Origin of the sequence: Dactylosporangium sp. CA-139114, assembly GCF_050955725.1 — a bacterium.
Taxonomy (GTDB): Bacteria; Actinomycetota; Actinomycetes; order Mycobacteriales; family Micromonosporaceae; genus Dactylosporangium.
Genome location: NZ_CP192080.1, coordinates 1,711,547 through 1,726,168, shown reverse-complemented (window position 1 = coordinate 1,726,168; position 14,622 = coordinate 1,711,547). Strand labels below are relative to the sequence as shown.

The 14,622-nt window shown below is 73.1% G+C and carries 12 protein-coding genes; 6 read left to right on the top strand and 6 right to left on the bottom strand.

The genetic code is table 11. The annotated features are described in order from the left end of the window. Positions 1-41: 41 nt before the first annotated feature. The 3 genes from ACQP2P_RS07730 to ACQP2P_RS07720 all read left to right on the top strand — a co-directional run bounded on the left by ACQP2P_RS07730 (position 42) and on the right by ACQP2P_RS07720 (position 1,971). Entirely contained in the window at positions 42-1,085 is a 1,044-nt protein-coding gene (locus tag ACQP2P_RS07730; protein WP_433614214.1) for a lysylphosphatidylglycerol synthase transmembrane domain-containing protein, read from the top strand. 89 nt (positions 1,086-1,174) lie between these two features. Further along, positions 1,175-1,405, top strand: a complete 231-nt coding sequence (locus ACQP2P_RS07725; protein WP_433614213.1) for a hypothetical protein — start codon at positions 1,175-1,177, stop codon at positions 1,403-1,405. Further along, a complete protein-coding gene (locus tag ACQP2P_RS07720) occupies positions 1,405-1,971 on the top strand; it encodes a hypothetical protein (protein WP_433614212.1) in 567 nt (188 codons plus the stop codon). The genes ACQP2P_RS07725 and ACQP2P_RS07720 overlap by 1 nt, the downstream gene beginning before the upstream one ends. Here the strand turns inward: ACQP2P_RS07720 and ACQP2P_RS07715 are convergent. Next, the gene (locus tag ACQP2P_RS07715) at positions 1,954-2,355 is read right to left on the bottom strand and encodes a GNAT family N-acetyltransferase (RefSeq protein WP_433614211.1); all 402 of its coding nucleotides are present in this window, start codon (positions 2,353-2,355) and stop codon (positions 1,954-1,956) included. The genes ACQP2P_RS07720 and ACQP2P_RS07715 overlap by 18 nt on opposite strands. Next, entirely contained in the window at positions 2,352-3,446 is a 1,095-nt protein-coding gene (locus tag ACQP2P_RS07710; RefSeq protein WP_433614210.1) for an acyltransferase family protein, read from the bottom strand. Before ACQP2P_RS07710 ends, ACQP2P_RS07715 begins: the two co-directional genes overlap by 4 nt. 49 nt (positions 3,447-3,495) lie before the next feature. On the opposite strand from ACQP2P_RS07710, the gene ACQP2P_RS07705 reads away from it, so the two are divergent. Together ACQP2P_RS07705 and ACQP2P_RS07700 are read left to right on the top strand one after the other, a co-directional pair. After that, on the top strand, positions 3,496-5,370 hold the full coding sequence (locus ACQP2P_RS07705) for a hypothetical protein (protein ID WP_433614209.1): 1,875 nt from the start codon (positions 3,496-3,498) through the stop codon (positions 5,368-5,370). Positions 5,371-5,379: 9 nt separating this feature from the next. Next, a complete protein-coding gene (locus ACQP2P_RS07700) occupies positions 5,380-6,375 on the top strand; it encodes an ADP-ribosylglycohydrolase family protein (protein WP_433614208.1) in 996 nt (331 codons plus the stop codon). 51 nt (positions 6,376-6,426) lie between these two features. Here the strand turns inward: ACQP2P_RS07700 and ACQP2P_RS07695 are convergent, their stop codons facing one another. The 3 genes from ACQP2P_RS07695 to ACQP2P_RS07685 form a co-directional block, all read right to left on the bottom strand. After that, positions 6,427-9,276, bottom strand: a complete 2,850-nt coding sequence (locus ACQP2P_RS07695; protein WP_433614207.1) for a vitamin B12-dependent ribonucleotide reductase — start codon at positions 9,274-9,276, stop codon at positions 6,427-6,429. Positions 9,277-9,395: 119 nt separating this feature from the next. After that, positions 9,396-9,908: a transcriptional regulator NrdR gene (nrdR, locus tag ACQP2P_RS07690; RefSeq protein WP_433084512.1), complete on the bottom strand. Its 513-nt coding sequence runs from the start codon at positions 9,906-9,908 to the stop codon at positions 9,396-9,398. Between the two features lie 340 nt (positions 9,909-10,248). Then, entirely contained in the window at positions 10,249-10,506 is a 258-nt protein-coding gene (locus ACQP2P_RS07685) for a LysM peptidoglycan-binding domain-containing protein (RefSeq protein WP_433614206.1), read from the bottom strand. A 575-nt stretch (positions 10,507-11,081) separates the two neighbouring features. Here ACQP2P_RS07685 and lexA point away from each other — a divergent pair. After that, positions 11,082-11,762, top strand: a complete 681-nt coding sequence (lexA, locus tag ACQP2P_RS07680; RefSeq protein ID WP_350622156.1) for a transcriptional repressor LexA — start codon at positions 11,082-11,084, stop codon at positions 11,760-11,762. Between the two features lie 1,152 nt (positions 11,763-12,914). Here the strand turns inward: lexA and ACQP2P_RS07675 are convergent. Then, on the bottom strand, positions 12,915-14,591 hold the full coding sequence (locus tag ACQP2P_RS07675) for a hypothetical protein (protein ID WP_433614205.1): 1,677 nt from the start codon (positions 14,589-14,591) through the stop codon (positions 12,915-12,917). Between the last annotated feature and the right edge of the window lie 31 nt (positions 14,592-14,622).

The following is a 14,622-nucleotide window of genomic DNA, read 5'->3' as shown; positions in this document are numbered from 1 at the left end:
CCATCTTAGGGGTCTCGGATGGCGTGCTAGCGTGACCGACCGTGAGTGGGGTGGCAATGGACGACGGCACGCAGGCCCCGGCGGCTCCCGCGAAACCGGCCCGCCCCTGGCGCGCCCGCGTGGTTCAGGTGGTGCGCATCCTCGCGGCGCTCGCGATCGCGTACTTCATCGTCGCCACCACCGTCCAGCAGTGGTCCTCGGTCTCGGCGACGTTCCGGAGCCTGTCGTGGCCGTCGCTGGCCGCGTCCCTGGCCGCCGCCGTGGCGTGCCTGTGGGCCACGATGATGGCCTGGCGCTCGATGGTCGGCAGTCTCGACCACCCGCTGCGCATCCGCGACGCCGCGCCCATTCAGCTCGTCGGCGCCCTGGGCAAATATCTGCCCGGGACCGTGTGGGCGTACGTGGTCCAGATGGAGCTCGGCCGCCGCGTCGGCGTCTCGCGCGCGAAGGTCTTCATCGGCTCGGCCGTGGTCACCGGCCTGGGCGTGACGGTCGGCCTGGTGCTGACCGCGCCCGGCGTCGGCGTCGCCTTCGACGGCGCCGACGCGACGAAGCACCAGACCTTCGCCGCCGTGGCCGTCTGGTGCGCGGTGATCCTGCTCCCGTTCGGCCTGGCGTGCTGCTACCCGCCGCTGCTGACGTACCTGGTCGGGCGCGCCATGCGCATCCTGCGCCGCCCCGCCCTGGACCGCCCGATCACCTGGCGCGCGGTCCTGGTGAGCAGCGCCTGGTGCGCCGTGGGCTACCTGGCCGCGGGCGTGCACGTCTGGTTCCTGGTCCGCGCGCACCTTCCCGGCGTGCACGGCCTGGTCGGCTCCGTCTTCGCCATGGCCCTGGCCATGAGCATCAGCACGTTCGTGATCGTCGCCCCGTCGGGCCTCGGCGCGCGCGAGTTCCTGATGGCGATCGCCCTGGTCGGTCTGGGCGTACCGTGGCCGACAGCCTGGGCCCTGACGCTCGTCTCGCGCCTGCTGTTCACCCTCGCGGACGTCGCGGCGGCGGGCGTCTCGGCCGCGGTGGGCCTGCGGCGCATCCGCCACACCCCGTCCCCGCTTCCGGAGCCGGCACCGGCCGAGGAAGCCTGACCGGGCAATGGTCGCGGCCGTACGCCGCTGACGAAACGCTTACATCGGGCCGCGGGATTCGCTTACCCGCGGCCCGCACCATGGCTGCCATGAGACGAACGCTCGCCATCGCGCTGGCGGTGGGGCTCCTGCTGCTGGGCGGCTGCGGCAAGGGCCGCGCGCACCAGCCCGCGACCCCGCCCCCGCCGGCGACGACCGCGACCACGGCACCGGCCGGGCAGCAGGCCCCGGGCAACGGCGGCGGGGACGTGGACCGGCTGCTCGACCAGACCGGGCAGCTGCTGAGCAAGGACGCCCAGGCTCCGGAGGATGAGGACTGATGCACCGAATCGTCAAGACCCTGCTGGCCTCGGCCGTCGCCGCCGGGGCCGCCCTCGCGCTCGCCGCGCCCGCGAGCGCGGCCCCGACCCTCGACCAGGCCAAGCAGGCGATCGCGGCGCGGATCGACAAGCGGCTCGACGCGCTCAAGCAGCTCGACGCCACCATCGCCGGTGCCGGACAGCTCACCGCCGCGCACAAGGACACGCTCACCAAACTCGTCGCCGACCAGCGCGGCGGCCTCACCGCGCTCAAGACGAAGCTGCAGGGCGAGACGACGGCCGCCGGGGTCAAGGCCGATGCGCAGAGCATGGTGTACGAGTACCGCGTCTTCGTCCTCACCGGGCCGAAGGTGCGCCTGACGGCCGCCATCGACACCGAGCTCGCGGTGGCGGGCAGGACGCCGGGCTCCGACGCCGTGCAGAAGGCGCTCGCGGGGAAGACCGACGCGCTGCTGGCGATCAAGCCGGGGCCGGACGGCGACGCGATCAAGGCCGCGGTGGCCCCGGTGCGCGAGGCCGCCAAGACCGCGCACAAGGACCTGAAGGCGCTACGGAAGCACCAGTGAGACGACCCCGGCCGGCGTCGGGGTGAAGCCGCAGGACTCCAGGTAGAACTTCGCGAGGCGGGGTTCGAAGTCGACGTGGAGCCAGCGGCAGCCGGTGGCCCTGGCCTCCTCGGCGGCCAGGGCCACCAGTCGCGTCCCGGCGCCCACGCGGCGGTGGGGCTCGGCGACCATCGTGTCGAGGATGAAGGCGTGCTCGCCGCCGTCCCACGCGACGTTCACGAAGCCGGCGAGCGCGGCCCCGTCGCGGGCGACGACCCATCCGAGGCTGTGGGCCTGGACGCGGGCCCACCAGTCGGCCTCGCCCGGCGCCGAGAAGCAGTGGGCGTGCAGGGCGGACACCTCGGCCGAGGTGAAGGCGCCCCGCCAGGAGAACGTCAGCGTCATCGGGCCAAGGTTAGGTGCCGCGCCGGGAACGCGCGGTGCTTGAGGGCCAGGGTGGGCCGCTCGACCAGGTGCCAGGAGCCGGCGGCCACGAGCAGCACCGCGGGCACGCACAGCGCGACGTAGGGCACCAGTCCCCAGGCCGCCCCGCCGAGGTGCGCGACGGCCTGCTGGACCGGGAACGCGTAGATGTAGATGCCGTACGAGTAGTCGTGCTCCCGGCCGACCGTGTGCAGCCGGGGCGGGACGGCGCACGCGGCGTAGAGCATCAGGTAGGCGAACGCCGGGTACCCGGCGACGAAGAAGCCCCCGCAGGCGAGGCTGGCCGCGAGCACGAGGCCGGCCGCGACGGCGATCGGCCACGTCAGCGGGATGCGGTGCGCGTACAGCTGCGCGCAGGCGCCGAGCAGGAACAGGAACCCCAGGTAGCAGGCGAGCTGCAGGTCGACGTAGCCCCACAGCGGGAACGGGCCGAGCCCGCCGCGGTACTGCGGTGTCGTCGGGTTCCGGCACGCGTCGACGACGATGACGGCGTAGGCGACGGCGGCGAGCGCCGGCACGGCCCACGGGGCGCGGCGCGGCAGCCCGGCGGCGATGAGCACCGTGAGGCCGGTGTAGCACAGCAGCTCGTACACCAGGCTCCACAGCGACCCGTTGGCGACGCTGCCCTGCACGAGCCGGCCGTAGGGGGTGTCGAGGAACAGGGTGCCGATCCCCCACTGGTGCACGGCGCCGGAGGCGTTGTCGCGGACGAAGCCGAGGCCGCCCCCGTGCCCGGTGACGGCGGCGGCGAGCGCGGTCGCGGCCAGGCACACCCACAGGCCGGGGAAGATGCGCAGGAAGCGGTGCCAGGCGAAGCGCAGCGCCCCGCCCTTGCGCGCGGACGCGGCGACGAGGAAGCCGGAGAGCACGAAGAACCCGTCGACGGCGAGGGTGCCGAGGTCGGTCTGGCCGCGGGTGAGGCCCTGGCCGGGGTTGGGGCGGCCGAGGCCGAGCGGCCAGGCGTGGGCGACCAGCACCGACAGGGCCAGGGTGAGCCGGAGCAGGCCGAGTCCGTTGGCCTTGGGGTCGTACCGCTCGCGCAGCGTCGTCACGTCGGATTAACGAACCGGGCAGACACGAAGTTTCCCGATAAATCGTTACATGTACGTGCCGAACCCCTCCTCCCGGCGTGTTCAACTGCGCGTCGCCGCCCTGGTCGCGGCCGCGTGGCTGCTGGTCACGGGCCTCGTCGCGGCCCGCGCGGCGGCCGTCGTGCCGCCCCTGCTGCTGCTCGCGACGGCCTCGCTGCTGCGCGGCGGCCGCAGCCTCCTCGATCGGCTGATGCTCGCGGCCGCCGTGCTGCTCGGCGCCACCTGCGCGGCCGGGCTGGGCTTCTCGGTCTGGCCGTGGGGGCTGCACCCGGTGGCCGTGGCCGGGACGGCCGCGACCGCGCTGATCCTGCTCGCCGCCGCGTCCGGGCGGCGCCCGAGCCTGCCGCGGCCGCGCTGGTCCGACGCGGTCGCGCTCGCCGCGGCCGGCGTCGTGGGCCTGGTCGCGGCGTGGCCGGTGTGGCACGCGGGGGCCGACCGGCGCCTGGCGATCATGCTCGACGGCGAGGACCTGGGCCGGCACGCGGCGGTCTTCGACGCGATCCGGCGCACCGGCGGCTACCTGTTCGCCGACCACGCGCGGGCCGAGCACTACGTCTACGGCGGCATGATCGACTACCCGCAGGGCTCGCACCTGCTGGCCGGGCTGCTCGACGGGTTCGTCCGGTCCTCGGGCTCCGATTTCGGCAGCGGTACCGCCATGCTGACCCACTATCTGTGGTTCACGATCGCCGGGTACACCTTCCTGGCCCTGGCGCTGGTCTGGGCGGCCCAGTGGATCGCCGCGGGCGCGCTGACCCCGGCCCGGCGCCTGCCGCTCGCCGCGCTCGTCGCCGCCGTCTGCGCGGCCGGGGAGATGCTGGAGCTGCTGAGCTTCGGCTACCCGAGCCAGGTGCTGGGCCTGGCCGAGGCCGTGCTGCTGCTGGCGCTGCTCGTGCGCCCGCTCCCGCGCGTGCGCGACCAGCTGCTGCTCGTCGCCGCGCTGCTCACCGCGGTCGGCTTCACCTACTACCTCTACCTGCCGCCGGTCGGCCTGGCCGCCCTGATCTGGCTCGGCACGCACTGGCGCCGGGCCGCCCGCCGTCCGGTCGCGCTCGCCCTGGCCGCGCTGTGCGGGGTGGCCGCGGCCGCGCCGATGGCGTACGGGCTGCTCTTCGCCGACCAGGCCGGCGCGCTGTTCACGATCGGCTACCTGGTGCTGAGCCGCGACGCCCTGGCCGCGCTCGCCGCGCTGGTCGCGACCGGGCTGCTGACGCGGCGCGGGCGGCACAGCCGGATCTGGCGGCGCTACGCGCTCGCGTTCGTCCCCGTCGCCGCGTTCGCCGGGGTGCTGCTGGCCGGGCAGCGGATGTACGGGGTCGGCAGCGGGTACTACGCGAACAAGGCGCTCTACCTCGTCTTCGCCCTGCTGCTCGTGGGCGCGGGCGCGGTCGCGCTGCACCTGCCGCCGCCGGCCGTGTCCCGGCGCCACCGCTCGCTGCCGGCGGCGGTGCCGGCCCTCGTCGCGATCGTGGCGCTGACCGGGGCCGGGCGGGGCGACACGCCGTACCAGCCCCAGCCGGGCGGCTCCTGGGGACGCGCCTGGCTGACCGGCCCGGTCGCGGCGCGCACCGACCAGGCCCGGCTGCTGCTGCGCGCGGCCGCGCGGCTGCCCGACGATGCCCCCGTGCTCGTCGTCGGCGATGACACGGGCTACGAGTCGTACCGGATGACGCTCTTCCTCTCCACGATCCAGCGCACGTCCGGCGCGACCGCGGGCGCGATCTACAACCACCTGCCGGTGACCGCCCCCGACCGCCTCGACGCCTCGGTCGCGTCGATGCCGGGCCCGGTGCGCCTCCTGGCGCTGTCCGACGCGGCGCAGGAGCGCGCCCGCGCGGTGTGCGCCCGCCACCCGGCGGTCCGCGTGGAGGTCGTGCGGGTATAGCTTCGGGTCATGTCGGTGAAGGCTTCCCTGTTCGGTCTCGCGTTCGGCGACGCGCTGGGCAAACCCACGGAGTTCCGGTCCTACGCGGACATCGTGGCCACCTTCGGCCCGCGCGGCCCCCGCGACCTGCCGCCGGGCGCCCTGGTCACCGACGACACCCAGATGGGCCTGGCCGTCGGCGACGCCCTCGAGCTCGCGCTCGCCGGGGGACCGCTGAGCGCCGACCGGCTCGAGCCGCACCTGAACCGGCTGTTCGTCGCGTGGGCGCGCAGCCCCGAGAACAACCGGGCGCCCGGCAACACATGCCTGCAGGCGTGCGCCGCGCTGGAGCGCGGGAAGCCGTGGTGGGAGGCGACGGTGGCGGGCTCCAAGGGCTGCGGCGCGAACATGCGCGTCACGCCGGTGGGCCTGGTCCCGGGCCTGTCCGAGGACGAGCGCGCGGGCGCGTCGCAGCTGCAGGCCGCGCTCACCCACGGCCACCCGACCGGCCTGGCCGCCTCCGAGCTGACCGCCCTCGCGGTGCGCTGGCTGCTCGACGGGCTGGCCGTGGCCGAGCTCCCGGCGGCCCTGCGCGCCCGCTGTGACTCGCAGCGGCAGGTGTACCGCGGCGACTGGCTCGGCGACCAGCTCTGGCGGCGCTCGGCGGCCGGCTCACCGGAGGCCTTCGTCGCGACCGGCTGGGACGAGTGCAAGGCGGCGCTCACCGGCCTGGAGGACGCCGTGCGTTTCGTCGGCCCGGACGCGGACCCGTGCACGGCCGGCGGGGCGGGCTGGATCGCCGAGGAGGCCCTGGCCACGGCCGTGTACTGCCTGCTGCTCTTCCCCGGCTCCCCCGTCGACGTGGTCGCGCGCGGCGCCGCCTCCTCGGGCGACTCGGACTCGATCGCCTGCCTGGCGGGCGCCTTCGCCGGCGCGGTCCACGGCGAGGCGGGCTTCCCCGCGGACTGGTACGAGCGGATCGAGTACCGCACCGAGCTCGACCGCCTCGCGGCCGCCTGGTCCTGAACACGGCGGTGCCCGGGTCCGCGCGCGGACCCGGGCACCGTCAGGCGTACGTCAGCTGCAGCCGCTGGTGGAGCCGCAGCCCTCGCACACGTAGCAGCTGCCCGCGGGGCGCATCTTCGTCCCGCAGGTGAAGCACAGCGGCGCGTCGGCCGCCTTGCCCTGGACCAGCTCCAGCAGCTCGGTCGAGGAGCCGATCCGCCGCGGCGGCTCGACCTCGGCCGGCTTCTTCTCGGCGGCGGCCGGCTTCTCCACCGGGGCCGAGTTGCGCATCTCGGTGAGGTCCACGTCCGAGTCGCCGGCGTTGCCCGCGGCCTCGGCGCGCAGCTGGGCCGCGCGCTCCGCCGAGGTCAGGATGCCCAGCTCCGAGCGGGTGTCGAAGTCGAGGAAGTCCAGCGCCAGGCGGCGGAAGATGTAGTCCATCACCGACGAGGCGAGGCGGATGTCCGGGTCGTCGGTCATGCCCGCCGGCTCGAAGCGCATGTTCACGAACTTCGAGACGTAGGTCTCCAGCGGGACGCCGTACTGCAGGCCGATCGAGATGGCGACCGAGAACGCGTCCATGACGCCGGCCAGGGTCGAGCCCTGCTTCGACATCTTGAGGAAGACCTCGCCGAGGCCGTCGTCGGGGTAGGACGAGGCGGTCAGGTAGCCCTCGGCCCCGGCGACGGAGAACGACACGGTCGAGCTCGGCCGCTTCTTCGGCAGCCGCTTGCGGACCGGACGGTACTCGATCACCTTCTCAGTCTTCACGACCTCCTGGACGACCGGAGCCGGTTCCTCCTTCTTCGACGAGGAGACCGCGGAGAGCGGCTGGCCGACCTTGCAGTTGTCGCGGTAGATCGCCAGCGCCTTGAGGCCGAGCTTCCAGCCCTGGTAGTAGATCTCCTCGACGTCCTCGACGGTCGCCGCCTCCGGCATGTTGACCGTCTTGGAGATGGCGCCGGAGATGAACGGCTGGATGGCCGCCATCATCCGCACGTGGCCCATCGGCGCGATGGTCCGCTCGCCCATGGCGCAGTCGAAGACGCTGTAGTGCTCGAGCTTGAGCCCGGGCGCGTCGACGACGTGGCCGTGCGCCGAGATGTGCTCGACGATCGCCTCGACCTGCTCCTCCTGGTACCCGAGGGTGCGCAGGGCGCGCGGCACGGTCTGGTTGACGATCTGCATCGAGCCGCCGCCGACGAGCTTCTTGAACTTGACCAGGGCCAGGTCGGGCTCGACGCCGGTGGTGTCGCAGTCCATCATCAGGCCGATGGTGCCGGTCGGGGCGAGGACGCTGGCCTGCGAGTTGCGCCAGCCGTTCTTGGCGCCGATCTCGTTGCCGAGCGCCCACTGGGCCGTGGCCGCGTCCTTGATGGCGGCGTCGACGGCGCCGACGGTACCGATGACGGCGTTGGCCTCGGCGTGCTTGTGCATGACGCGGGCGTGCGCGGTCGCGTTGCGGGCGTAGCCGTCGTAGGCGCCGACGACCCCGGCCAGCTCGGCCGAGCGCCGGTACGCGGTGCCCGTCATGAGGCTGCTGATCGACGCCGCGACGGCCCGGCCGCCCTCGGAGTCGTACGCGAGGCCGCTGGCCATGAGCAGCGCGCCCAGGTTCGCGTAGCCGATGCCGAGCTGGCGGTACGCGCGGCTGGTCTCCCCGATCTTGTCGGTCGGGAAGTCGGCGAAGGAGATGGAGATGTCCATCGCGGTGATGACCAGCTCGACCGACTTCACGAACCGCTCGACGGCGAACGTGCCGTCGGCGTTGAGGTACTTCAGCAGGTTCAGCGAGGCCAGGTTGCAGCTGGAGTTGTCCAGGTGCATGTACTCGCTGCAGGGGTTCGACGCGGTGATCCGCCCGGTCTCGGGGCACGTGTGCCAGGCGTTGATCGTGTCGTCGTACTGGATGCCGGGGTCGGCGCACTCCCACGCGGCCTGGGCGAGCTTGCGGAACAGCTCCTTGCCCTTGACGGTGGAGATGACGCTGTTGTCGAGGCGCGAACGCAGTCCGAACTCGGTGTCGTCCTCGACGGACTGCATGAACTCGGCCGAGACGCGCACCGAGTTGTTGGCGTTCTGGTACTGCACGCTCACGATGTCGCGGCCGCCGAGGTCCATGTCGAAGCCGGCGTCGCGCAGGGCCCGGATCTTGTCCTCTTCGCGGGCCTTGGTCTCGATGAACTCCTCCACGTCGGGGTGGTCGACGTCGAGGATGACCATCTTGGCCGCGCGGCGGGTGGCGCCGCCGCTCTTGATCGTCCCCGCCGAGGCGTCCGCGCCGCGCATGAACGACACCGGGCCGCTGGCGGTGCCGCCGCTGGTCAGCAGCTCCTTGGAGGAGCGGATCCGGGACAGGTTCACGCCGGAGCCGGAGCCGCCCTTGAAGATCAGCCCCTCCTCCTTGTACCAGTCGAGGATCGAGTCCATCGAGTCGTCGACCGAGAGGATGAAGCAGGCGCTGACCTGCTGCGGCGACGTGGTGCCGACGTTGAACCAGACCGGCGAGTTGAAGCTGAACACCTGGTGCAGCAGCATCCAGGTCAGCTCGTGGCCGAAGATCTCGGCGTCGCGCTCGGTCGCGAAGTAGCCGTGCTCCCGGCCGGCCTTCGTGTAGGTGTTCACGACGCGGTCGATCAGCTGGCGCAGCGACTGCTCACGCTGCGGGGTGCCGACGGCGCCGCGGAAGTACTTGGTGGTGACGATGTTGGCGGCGTTGACGCTCCACGACGCCGGGAACTCGACGCCCCGCTGCTCGAAGTTGATCGAGCCGTCCCGCCAGTTCGTCATGACGATGTCGCGACGCTCCCACGTCACCTCGTCGTAGGGGTGGACCCCCTCGGTCGTCCAGACGCGCTCGACCCGCAGCCCCTCCCGCTGGTCCTTGCGCGCCGTTGCCTTCGTCTTCGTCTCCCCCGCCATGCGCGGCCCCCTCAGTCAGCGTCATCATCGGTACCGCATGTGCGTACCGTTTGTGTTTTGTACTTTTTGTCCGCTTTATCGGGCCCACTCGGCCCATGTGCTGTGTGCGTTTGCTGGTGTCAGCCGACCCGCGCGGCCGGCACCGTGGAACCGTCCCCCGGCGACTCGCGCTCCCGCGCCGGCGCCTCCGCCCCGGCCCGCAGCGCCGCGATCTCCCGCTCGAAGTCGCCGAGCGAGTCGAACGACCGGTACACGCTGGCGAAGCGCAGGTAGGCCACCTCGTCGAGGTCCCGCAGCGGCGCGAGGATGGCCAGCCCGACCTCGTGGCTGGGCAGCTCCGCCGCGCCCCGGGCCCGGACCGTCTCCTCGACCTTCTGCGCGAGCACCGCGATGGCGTCCTCGTCGACGGGCCGGCCCTGGCACGCCTTGCGCACCCCGGCGATGATCTTCGTCCGGCTGAACGGCTCGGTGACCCCGCTGCGCTTGACCACGGCGAGCACCGCCTCCTCGACGGTGGTGAACCGCCGCCCGCACTCCGGACAGGACCGGCGGCGCCGGATGATCTGACCGTCCTCGGCCTCCCGGGAGTCGACCACCCGCGAGTCGGCGTGCCGGCAGTACGGGCACCGCATGTCGATGGACCTCTCTCCACAGTACGCCGGACAGTCCGGACAAACGGGCACACCGAACCGGACGAGCGCCCTCGTGAGGCATGCCCGCCGGTTCGCTACAGCCAGTGAACAGAGGCTGCTGAATCCACAACCTGTGGACGACTTACACCTCTGTAACTACTACATCTAGGGGTAGACGCTATGCCGATGCCTACGTCGACGCAAGTCAAACGAGGATCCCGACTCTTTTGTGTCGCGAGTCTCAGGAGCCGCAGCGCTCCCGCCTTGATGTATCGGTTTTATACCTCGCCGGGCGAAATATCCGGCAAAGGGTGATTGCGAGGGGTTTTCCGGAACCGGCTCAGCGGCGGCGGGGCAGGACGAGCCGCTGCCCGGCGTCGATGTCGTAGCCGCTGAGGTCGTTGAGCCGGCGGATCTCCTCCACCGTCGCGTCGCGGCCCTCACGGCCCTTGGTGCGCGTCGCGATGTCCCAGAGCGTGTCGCCCGGCTGCACGATGACCGTCGGCGCCGGCCCCGACGGCGAGTCGGCCGCCTGCCCGGGCGCGGAGACGAGCGCCACGAGACCGCCGGCGAGCGCCAGCAGGAACCCGAACACCACGACCCGCCCCCGTCCGGTGAGGCGAATCGGCGCGCTTCTGTGCCCGTTTTCGGCCCGCCGCCCCATGTCGGCCCCCTTTTGCGTACACGCGTTCGATCGAACAGCCGTACGATGGTCTATCAGAGGGAGAAGACCCGTGTCGAGCCAACTCGCCGAAAAATCGGCGCGCCACGTAGTACAGATGTTTGAAACTGCCCGACCCCGGCGTTACGGTGATCCACACACGATCGGCTTTCGATCGGGACAACCGGATCTACGCGACATCCGGGCCTCCGCACCCGCGGGAGCCGCCACACCCCCGGTTTCCGCGCGCGCGGGAGCCACCGATGCGACAACCGGGACCGCAACCCGCGCGGGCCCCCGGGTGACGGGCCACCCCACGGCTCGTCAGCAGGCGCGGCGAACGCCCCGCGACTGCCAACACGAGGGAGGACGACGTGTCAGCCGACGACCGCACCGACGCACCCGCGACTGAGCCGGACGAGCTCATCGACGGCCCCGGCGCCGAGGTCACCGCCATCGCCGGCCGCGCGGGCGCCAAGCGCTCCACCCGCCGCCGCGGCGGTGAGCCGGAGATGCGCGCGGTCACCGCCGTGGTCAGCGCCTTCCCCGACCTCTTCGCGGCCGACCTGACCGTCCGCCAGCGCCGCATCCTCGAGTTCATCCGCGCCGCCGTGGAGCGCAACGGCTACCCGCCGAGCGTGCGCGAGATCGGCGAGGCCGTGGGCCTGGTGTCACCCTCCAGCGTGGCCTACCAGCTCAAGGAGCTGGAGCGGAAGGGCTACCTGCGCCGCGACCCCAACCGCCCCCGGGCCGTGGACGTCCGGCCGCCGAGCGAGCTCGTGACGGTCGACGAGGAGGCCGCCCGCGCCGCCCGCCCCGCGCCCGCCTACGTGCCCGTCCTCGGCCGCATCGCCGCCGGTGGGCCGATCCTGGCCGAGCAGGCGGTGGAGGACGTCTTCCCGCTGCCCCGCGAGCTCGTCGGCGAGGGCACGCTCTTCATGCTCCAGGTCAAGGGCGACTCGATGCTGGACGCGGCCATCTGCGACGGCGACTGGGTGGTCGTGCGCCAGCAGCCCAACGCCAACAACGGCGACATCGTGGCCGCCATGCTCGACGGCGAGGCGACGGTGAAGACCTACCGCAACCGCGACGGCCACGTGTGGCTCATGCCGCAGAACGCCGCCTTCGACCCGATCCAGGGCGACCAGGCGACGATCCTGGGCCGCGTCGTCACGGTGGTCCGCCGCATCTGACCCGCCGCCCGCCCCGATCAGCGCCGCCGACCGCCGCTCGTGTCCCCACACCGAGCGGCGGTTTCCGTCTGCCCGGACAGGCACACGCCAAGATCCCCCAAGGCATCCGCGTCGTGACGAACCACGACCGGACCGGCGTCGTCCATCAGCCGGCCGCGCGTTCGTCCCGGTGCCGGAATTCCGCCCGATGCGGCGCCCGCGGGAGGCTGGGAAGCCCGGCGAGCCGGGCCGTCCGCGTCCTCGTCGCAACTCAACCGACGGGACCGATCCAGGGGCCCCGGCCCGCCATGACGAGCCCGCAGCACAGTGCCCACGGCGCGCGACGCGTCGCTGCACTGCCTGCGCCCCCTGCCAGATCCAGGGACCTCGGCCCGCCACGACGAGCCGTAAGGCCGACGCGCTTCCAGCCTGCGCATGCCCCGGTCGCCGGGACACCCACCGGCGACAAGCAGCGCGGGCGACAACACGGCCACCGCCGGCTCAACGCCTGAGCACCTGCATCCCGGCCAACGGCGACCTCGGGCCGCATACCAAAAGCGCGCCGCAGCCCCGGCACGACCGCCGACGGCGTCTACCGGCCCGGCACCCGCCGCGCGGCCCGGCGGCAGAGCGAGCAGCACAGTGCCCGCGGCGCGGCCCGGCGGCAGAGCGAGCAGCGCAGTGCCCGCGGCGCGGCCCGGCGGCAGAGCGAGCAGCGCAGTGCCCGCGGCGCGCGACGCGTCGCTGCGCCGCGCTGCCTGTGCCCGCCTGCCAGATCCAGTGACCCCGGCCCGCCACGACGAGCCCGTGAGGCCGACGCGCCTCCAGCCGGTGCGTGCCGCAGTCGCCGAGACGCCCACCGGCGACAAGCAGCGCGAGCGACAACACGGCCACCGCCGGCTCAACGCCTGAGCACCTGCATCCCGGCCAACGGCGACCTCGGGCCGCATACCAAAAGCGCGCCGCAGCCCGGCACGACCGCCGACGGCGTCTACGAGCGCGACATCCACCGCGCGTTCGTCTGGGACGACGATTTCGGCACCTGCGGCCACCGGGAGCCGAACCCGTGAACTGAACACGATCGGGAACGCTTCCCGCCCGCCTCAGCCCCGGCGGAAGCACTCCGGCCCCGGTCCGCCTTCCGGCCCGAGTCCGTCAAACGGCCCGCATTCGTCAGCGGTGCGGGGCGTAGCCGCGGTCGTAGCCGCCCTGGTCCCCCGGCCCGTAGCCGCCGCGGCCGTCGCGTGGCGGGGGTCCCTGTGCGTAGCCGCGCTGGTCGCCACCGCCACCGCCGTAGACGCCGCCACCGCCACCCTGGCCGCCGCCTCCACCGCCGCCATAGACGTTGCCGCCGCCGTCCCGGCCACCACCACCACCGCCACCGCCGCCGCCGTAGACGCCGCCGCCCTGGCGGTTACCAGGCCGCTCGGCACCGCCACCGCCGCCGTAGACGCCGCCACCCTGGCCGCCACCGCCACCGCCGCCGTAGACGTTGCCGCCGCCATCCCGGCCGCCACCATCCCGGCCGCCTCCACCGCCATACACCCCGCCACCACGGCCGCCCGGACCGCCAGGGCCACCGGGACCGCCCGAGCCGCCGCCGCCGTAGACCCCGGGACCGCCGGGACCACCGGGGCCGCCCGAGCCGCCGCCGTAGACCCCGGGAGCGCCGCCGACCGCCGCCGGCATCGCGAAGTCGTCGTCCGGTCCGTCCCCACGGCCGTTGCCGTTGCCCGCCCCCGCCGCGCGCCGGGCCGCGCGGGAGCGGCGGATGCCCACCACACCCGCGATGACGAGGCCGAGGCCGACGACGCCGAGCGCGGCGACCGCGTAGGTGATGTCGTCCAGGGTGAGCGACTGCAGGAACGACTGCTCCTTGGCCTTCGGCGCGGGCACGTTCCCGCCGTTGCCGGCCGGGACCGAGATGTCCGTCGGCGTGTACTTCAGCAGCGGCGACTTCTTCGACGAGTCCTGGTCGGAGGCGGTCACGTAGTTCTTGCCGTCCGGCGTGTAGGTGATCGCCTCGCCCTGCGGCTCGTTCGGCAGCGGCGTGATGCGCGGCTTGCCGGTGGTCAGGGCCTTGATGACGTCGCCGCCGGGAACGTCGAACTCGTAGGCGTCCGACAGCGTGCGCACGACGACCTTGGAGCCGTCGGGCGAGGCCGCCGCGCCCGTGATGAGCTTCCAGCCGAGCAGCCCGAGCGGGTTGGAGGTCTTGGTGTCGACCAGCGCCTTGAAGTCGCCGGCCTTGCGCAGCTTCACGCCCTCCTTGGTGTTGGGCACGAGCGCGCTCTCGGCGACGTAGATCTCGTTGGGCGCCGCCTTGGTGATGATGATCGGCAGGCCGTCGCCGGTGAGCAGCAGGGCCTCGGCGTCGTGCTTCTTGCCGTCCGGGTAGACCAGGCGGTTGATCACCGGCGTCGTCGAGCCGGCCGTCAGGGTCCAGATCGCCACCGTCGGCCGCGCCGTCTTCGAGCCGCCCGAGGACTCGTCGTTGTCGCCGATGTCGGCGACGTAGAGCGTGCCGTTCTTGTCCAGGGCGGCGTCCTCGGGGTCGAGCGCCCGCCCCGGGTCGTATTTGATCGTCTTGGTGAGCTTGCAGCCGGCGTCGAGCACGAAGATCTTGGACCGGGCCGGCTCGAGCTGGCTGTCCTGGATGGCGTAGTAGCCGCCGTCGGGGATGGCGACGAGGCCGGAGACCTCGTTCACGTCCTTCGAGCTCGGGGTGCAGACGGTGGCGCCCGCTCCGGCCGCCGCCGTGGGCGACGGCGCATAGGCCGCGGCCGGTGCGGAAACGCCGGCGGAGAGACAGAGCACCGCAGCCGAACTGAGCACCACCCGTCGTCGCATCCCGCAAGTCTGGCAGAGCCGGACCGGGTTT

Coding starts and splice junctions, on each gene's coding strand:
- ACQP2P_RS07705 (WP_433614209.1), top strand. CDS start 3,496: ATGTACGTGCCGAACCCCTCCTCCCGGCGTGTTCAACTGCGCGTCGCC.
- ACQP2P_RS07695 (WP_433614207.1), bottom strand. CDS start 9,276: ATGGCGGGGGAGACGAAGACGAAGGCAACGGCGCGCAAGGACCAGCGG.
- nrdR (WP_433084512.1), bottom strand. CDS start 9,908: ATGCGGTGCCCGTACTGCCGGCACGCCGACTCGCGGGTGGTCGACTCC.
- ACQP2P_RS07700 (WP_433614208.1), top strand. CDS start 5,380: ATGTCGGTGAAGGCTTCCCTGTTCGGTCTCGCGTTCGGCGACGCGCTG.
- lexA (WP_350622156.1), top strand. CDS start 11,082: ATGCGCGCGGTCACCGCCGTGGTCAGCGCCTTCCCCGACCTCTTCGCG.
- ACQP2P_RS07715 (WP_433614211.1), bottom strand. CDS start 2,355: ATGACGCTGACGTTCTCCTGGCGGGGCGCCTTCACCTCGGCCGAGGTG.
- ACQP2P_RS07725 (WP_433614213.1), top strand. CDS start 1,175: ATGAGACGAACGCTCGCCATCGCGCTGGCGGTGGGGCTCCTGCTGCTG.
- ACQP2P_RS07720 (WP_433614212.1), top strand. CDS start 1,405: ATGCACCGAATCGTCAAGACCCTGCTGGCCTCGGCCGTCGCCGCCGGG.
- ACQP2P_RS07675 (WP_433614205.1), bottom strand. CDS start 14,591: ATGCGACGACGGGTGGTGCTCAGTTCGGCTGCGGTGCTCTGTCTCTCC.